The organism is Janthinobacterium woesei, from assembly GCF_051380875.1.
In the GTDB taxonomy this organism is placed as follows: domain Bacteria; phylum Pseudomonadota; class Gammaproteobacteria; order Burkholderiales; family Burkholderiaceae_D; genus Janthinobacterium.
In genome coordinates this window covers 1-4,897 of sequence record NZ_JBNYXW010000040.1, presented here as the reverse complement: position 1 = coordinate 4,897, position 4,897 = coordinate 1, and the positions used below count along the sequence as shown (strand labels likewise).

Below are 4,897 nucleotides of genomic sequence, written 5' to 3'. Positions count from 1 at the left end.
ATGAAAAGTCGACCAAGGTCGGCATCGCTACCAAACGCTTAAAAGCTGGCTGGAGTGCCGACTATCTCGCCAAGGTCTTGGGCTTGCCGACTTGATGCTTCATGCAATCGCCCTGGCGTTTCCCTGGCCTGCCGGGACGCGTGCAGCGCAGCATGCTAGACTTTGCCTTCCGCACTGGTGCTACGCTCTGGTGCCGCCCACGTTTCCCGAGTCGATACCATGTCCAATCTTCCCGCCGCAGCCGGTGCCAGCGATAAATCTCCTTTTCTTGCCACCCTGGCGCCGATGGCCTTGCCTGGATTCTTCGTGTTGTTATGGAGCACAGGTTTTATCGTGGCCAAGTTCGGTTTGCCGTATGCGCCGCCCCTGACCTTTTTGCTGCTGCGCTTTTTGGGCGTGCTGGTGATCTTGCTGCCGCTGGTGCTGGTCTTGCGTGCGCCGTGGCCTGTGGGCAAGATACGGCAAATTGCCCTGGCCGGCATTTTGATGCAGGCCGGCTACCTGGCCGGCGTCTGGTGTGCCATCAAGCTGGGCATGCCGGCCGGCCTCTCCGCCCTGATCGTGGGCATGCAGCCCGTGCTGACGGCTTGCGCCGCCCCTCTGATTGGCGAATCCGTGCGCCCGCGCCAGTGGCTGGGCCTGCTTTTTGGCCTGCTGGGCGTGGCCCTGGTCGTGTACGCGAAGATCAACCTGGTGGGCCTGACGGTGGAAAGCGTGCTGCTGTGCGTGTTTGCACTGCTGTCGATGACGGCCGGCACGATGTACCAAAAACGCCACTGTCCGCAGTTTGACTTGCGCACCGGCACGGTGGTGCAGTTTGCCGCCTCCATCGTGGTAGTGTTGCCGTTTGCCCTGTATTACGAAGGCTTGGACTTGCATTTAAGCAATGTGCAATGGACAGCGAACTTCATCGGCGCCTTGCTGTGGTCGGTACTCGTGCTGTCCATTGGCGCCATCTTCCTGCTGTTTGCCCTGATCCGCCGCAGCGACGCCACCAAGGTGACGGGCCTGCTGTACCTGACGCCGCCTACCACGGCCGTCATGGCCTGGCTGATGTTTGGCGAAGCTTTTAACATGCTGGGCATCGCCGGCATGCTGGTGGCCGTGGTCGGCGTGGTTTTTGTTGTCAAAAAATAGAAAAACAAGCAAGGGAGCTGGGCAGTGAGCAAACAAGTATCCGCATTAGCCATGGATGTGACACAGCAGCAAGCGGTCGACGTGGCCATCCTGTCGCGCCGCTCGATCCGCGCCTTCCTGCCCACGCCGGTAGCGCAGGACGAGATCGCACGCATCCTGGAAGTGGCGGCGCGCGCGCCGTCGGGCGCCAACATGCAGCCGTGGAAAGTGTATGTGCTGTCGGGCGAGGCGCGAGCGCGCCTGTCGCGCCGCATCCTCGACGCCTATGCAGCGCCGAAAGCGCCCGATGCGCCCGCGCGTACGGCTTCGTATACGTATTACCCGCGCCAGTGGACGGCACCGTTCATCGAGCGCCGCCGCAAGATCGGCCTGGACCTGTATCAATTGCTGGGCCTGGAGCGGGGCGACACGGCCGGCATGGCGGCCCAACATGGGCGCAATTTCCAATTTTTCGATGCGCCCGTCGGCCTGATCTTCACCATCGAGCGCGTGCTGGAGCAGGGTTCCTGGCTCGATTACGGCATGTTTTTGCAAAACATCATGCTGGCCGCGCGGGCGCGTGGCCTCGACACTTGCCCGCAGGCCGCTTTCATCCATTATCACGACATTATCGGCGAGGAATTGGGCCTGCCTGCTGGCGAAATGGTGGTGTGCGGCATGGCGCTGGGCTATGCTGATCCGGACAAGATCGAGAACCGCTTGAGCACGCAACGCGAGGGGTTGTCAGGCTTTGTTAAATTCATTGTCAATTAGTAATCTATGGCGATTAGCACAAATAAACAGCGCGTCAAGAATGAGCTTGTTTGCTGCTCGCTAACGTTTTGTATTTCATTACCGCAATAAATACTGTCTTAACTGTTAAATAGGCTTGCGATTGCTCTGCATTTCGCTACACTGCAATAAGGCAACAGCTTCACGGGGAATTATTGAATGGCTAAGTTTAAACTTGCGCTGGGTATCCTGGCTTCCCTGCTGTTTGCGCTGGCGCCGGCCGCTGCCGTGGAAGCGAGGGAAGCACACGACAAATCCTCGGCGGCCAAGAAACAAAATACCAAGAAAGTCAAAGTCGTGCTGCGCAAAGCGTCGCGCACGACGGCCGTGCCGCGCGAAAAAACCGTGCGCCGGGTCGTCATGGTGCGCGGCAAGCGCAAGGTCATCTATCAAAAAGTCACCAGCGTGGCCGTGCCCATGGCCGCGCCGATGCCCACCATGGGCGATTTGGCGGGCCTGAACCTGACGCGCGATCCGCTCGACCTCAAATCGAGCGTGGCGCTGGTGCTGGACCAGAACAACGCGGAAGTGCTGTTTGAAAAGAATTCCAATGTAGCCCTGCCCATCGCCTCCATCACCAAGATGATGACGGGCCTGGTGGTGGTCGAAGCGCGCCAGGATATGGAGGAGCTGTTGACGATCACGGACGACGATGTCGACCGTGCCAAGTTCAGCAGCTCGCGCCTGAAAGTGGGCTCACAATTGACGCGCGGCAATATGCTGCACATCGCCTTGATGAGTTCGGAAAACCGCGCCGCCTCGGCCCTGGGACGCAACTATCCGGGTGGCTTGCTATCGTTTGTCGATGCCATGAACAGCAAGGCGCGCCAGCTGGGCATGAAGAATACGCATTACGTCGATTCCAGTGGCTTGTCAAAAATGAACGTAGCCAGCGCGCGCGACCTGGGCAAGCTGGCCTTGGCCGCGCTCCAGCATCCGCTGCTGCGCCAGTATTCGACGGACCCGAAAGCCATCGTCGAAGCCAGCGGCCAGCCCATGCAGTTTGGCAATACGAATCACCTGGTGGCCAATCCGGGCTGGGAAATCGGCTTGCAGAAAACGGGTTTCATCAATGAGGCGGGACGTTGTCTGATGATGCAGACCGTCATCGAAGGACGCGCCGTGATCATGGTCTTCCTCGATTCCAAGGGGAAACAATCGCGCACGGCCGACGCGGGCCGCATGCGCAAGTGGCTGGAAGCCTTGAAGCCAGCCCACATGAGCTTGCCTGGCGGATAACAATGTCCAGGGCGGCGCTGCACTAAAGGACTTGGGGTCGGACCCGGCGGGGAGTTTCCTCAACGGAGGAAATTCCGATCTTGCAAGACCGACCCCGGCTTTAGTCTTGGGGAATAAAACCCAGCGTAATCGAAATCTGGTTGGCTGTCTCGACCAGGTCCACCAGCCACTCATCCTGCAGGCGGTCGGCGGGGGCGGAGATCGACAGGCCGGCGATCAGCTTGCCGGAGTCGTCGCGGATGCCGGCCGCCATGCAGCGCACGCCCAATTCCAGCTCTTCATTGTCACGCGCATAGCCGCGCTCGCGCACCAGGCTCAGTTCGCGCTCGAGTTTTTGCAGATCCGTGATGGAATTCTTGTTGTGCCCGGCCAGGCCCGTGCGCGTGGCATAGGCGCGGATGGCTTTCGGCTCATCGACGGAGAGAAACAGTTTCCCCGTCGAGGTCAGGTGCAGCGGACCGCGTCCGCCGATGGCGCGCACCACCTGCATGCCCGAGCGCTCGGAAAAGGCGCGGTCGATGTAGACGATCTCGTCGCCCTGGCGCACGGACAGGTTGATGGTTTGCTGGGTTTTCTTGTGCAGCTGGCGCATGAAGTCCAGCGCCGCTTCACGCACGCTGAGACGGCTTTTCACCACATTGCCCAGTTCCAGCAGGCGCATGCCCAGGCGGTAGGTGCCCGGTTCGATGCGGTCGACAAAACGCGTCAGTACCATGTCGTTGAGGATGCGGTGCGCCGTTGAAGGGTGCAGGCCCGATACCTTGGACAATTCCTTCAGGCTGACCGGGTCAGAATATTTGGCCAGGGCATCGAGCAGGGCGACCATGCGCTCGATCACCTGGATCGTCGTCTTCGGGGCAGCAACCGGTTCAATTTTCATGATGGATTTGGTGCAATGCAGTATTCATCCTTCTTTATACCATGATGTGAAAAAATAATGAAATGTTCCGAGATATTCAGTGAATAAATTGTCACCATTCCTATACCCGCCGTCATAATGTGTGCACTGCGATGGGTGTAACCATGGAAAACTATGCAACCTGTAAATGAATTCAAGAGTAAAAGTGGCCTGAAACGCATTTTTTCCGCCTTTTTCTATTCGCTGGACGGCTTGAAATCAGCCTGGCGCCATGAACACGCGTTCCGCCAGGAGCTGGGCCTGTTCGTCGTGGGCACGCTGATCGCCCTGCTGCTGCGCATCTCCGCCTTTGAAAAACTGGTGCTGATCGGCGTGCTGCTGCTGGTGCTGATCGTCGAATTGATCAATTCTGCGCTGGAAGCCGTGGTTGACCGCATTTCGCTCGAATACCATCCGTTGTCGAAGAACGCCAAGGATTTCGGCAGCGCCGCCGTGCTGCTCACTTGCCTGCTGGCCTTCGCCACCTGGGCCGTGGTGCTGTTCAACCGCTTTTACTGAGCGCCTTTACCCGAATTGCGCGGAAAGCCCCGTCCTTCAGGTCGGGGATGGATAGCGCGGCGGCCGAAAGACCGCCTTGCTCTGATTAAGTTTTCGTGCGACCCGGAACCAATCAGATATCGCGCAAGTCAAACGCCCATGCCCTTTAAAAAATCGCTTACGCACTCGACGCGCGTCCTGAGGCTTCGCCTCAAGGACAAGCACGCTGCGGCGCTATCGGCGATGGCACGGGACGTCAACTTCGTTTGGAACTACGCCAACGACCTGTCTTTCAAGGTCTGGCAGCGCGAGCGCCGGTTCCTGAGTGAATACGACATCGACACGTACACCGCC

5 protein-coding genes and 1 pseudogene are annotated in these 4,897 nt (G+C 59.0%); 5 read left to right on the top strand and 1 reads right to left on the bottom strand.

Annotation, left to right across the window (positions count from 1 at the left end; genetic code table 11):
• Window positions 1-219: 219 nt before the first annotated feature.
• From ACQ4W6_RS25520 to pbpG, 3 genes are all read left to right on the top strand, one after another.
• The gene (locus ACQ4W6_RS25520) at window positions 220-1,137 is read left to right on the top strand and encodes a DMT family transporter (protein WP_436569957.1); all 918 of its coding nucleotides are present in this window, start codon (window positions 220-222) and stop codon (window positions 1,135-1,137) included.
• 51 nt (window positions 1,138-1,188) lie between these two features.
• Window positions 1,189-1,890 (top strand): nitroreductase, encoded by a 702-nt coding sequence (locus ACQ4W6_RS25515; protein ID WP_436569958.1) that lies wholly within the window; start codon window positions 1,189-1,191, stop codon window positions 1,888-1,890.
• Window positions 1,891-2,067: 177 nt separating this feature from the next.
• Window positions 2,068-3,147 carry a D-alanyl-D-alanine endopeptidase gene (pbpG, locus tag ACQ4W6_RS25510; RefSeq protein ID WP_436569956.1) on the top strand — a complete coding sequence of 360 codons (1,080 nt, stop codon included), beginning with the start codon at window positions 2,068-2,070 and terminating at the stop codon, window positions 3,145-3,147.
• 100 nt (window positions 3,148-3,247) lie between these two features.
• Here the strand turns inward: pbpG and ACQ4W6_RS25505 are convergent, their stop codons facing one another.
• Complete coding sequence (locus ACQ4W6_RS25505) at window positions 3,248-4,027, bottom strand: IclR family transcriptional regulator (protein WP_436569955.1); 780 nt, start codon at window positions 4,025-4,027, stop codon at window positions 3,248-3,250.
• A 153-nt stretch (window positions 4,028-4,180) separates the two neighbouring features.
• Here ACQ4W6_RS25505 and ACQ4W6_RS25500 point away from each other — a divergent pair, with 153 nt between their 5' ends.
• On the top strand, window positions 4,181-4,564 hold the full coding sequence (locus ACQ4W6_RS25500) for a diacylglycerol kinase (protein WP_436569954.1): 384 nt from the start codon (window positions 4,181-4,183) through the stop codon (window positions 4,562-4,564).
• Between the two features lie 138 nt (window positions 4,565-4,702).
• Window positions 4,703-4,897: pseudogene (locus tag ACQ4W6_RS25495) on the top strand (hypothetical protein); the annotation flags it as partial.

Excerpts from the sequence above, each read along its gene's own strand:
- ACQ4W6_RS25515 (WP_436569958.1), top strand. The coding sequence starts at position 1,189 with ATGGATGTGACACAGCAGCAAGCGGTCGACGTGGCCATCCTGTCGCGC.
- ACQ4W6_RS25520 (WP_436569957.1), top strand. The coding sequence starts at position 220 with ATGTCCAATCTTCCCGCCGCAGCCGGTGCCAGCGATAAATCTCCTTTT.
- pbpG (WP_436569956.1), top strand. The coding sequence starts at position 2,068 with ATGGCTAAGTTTAAACTTGCGCTGGGTATCCTGGCTTCCCTGCTGTTT.
- ACQ4W6_RS25505 (WP_436569955.1), bottom strand. The coding sequence starts at position 4,027 with ATGAAAATTGAACCGGTTGCTGCCCCGAAGACGACGATCCAGGTGATC.
- ACQ4W6_RS25500 (WP_436569954.1), top strand. The coding sequence starts at position 4,181 with ATGCAACCTGTAAATGAATTCAAGAGTAAAAGTGGCCTGAAACGCATT.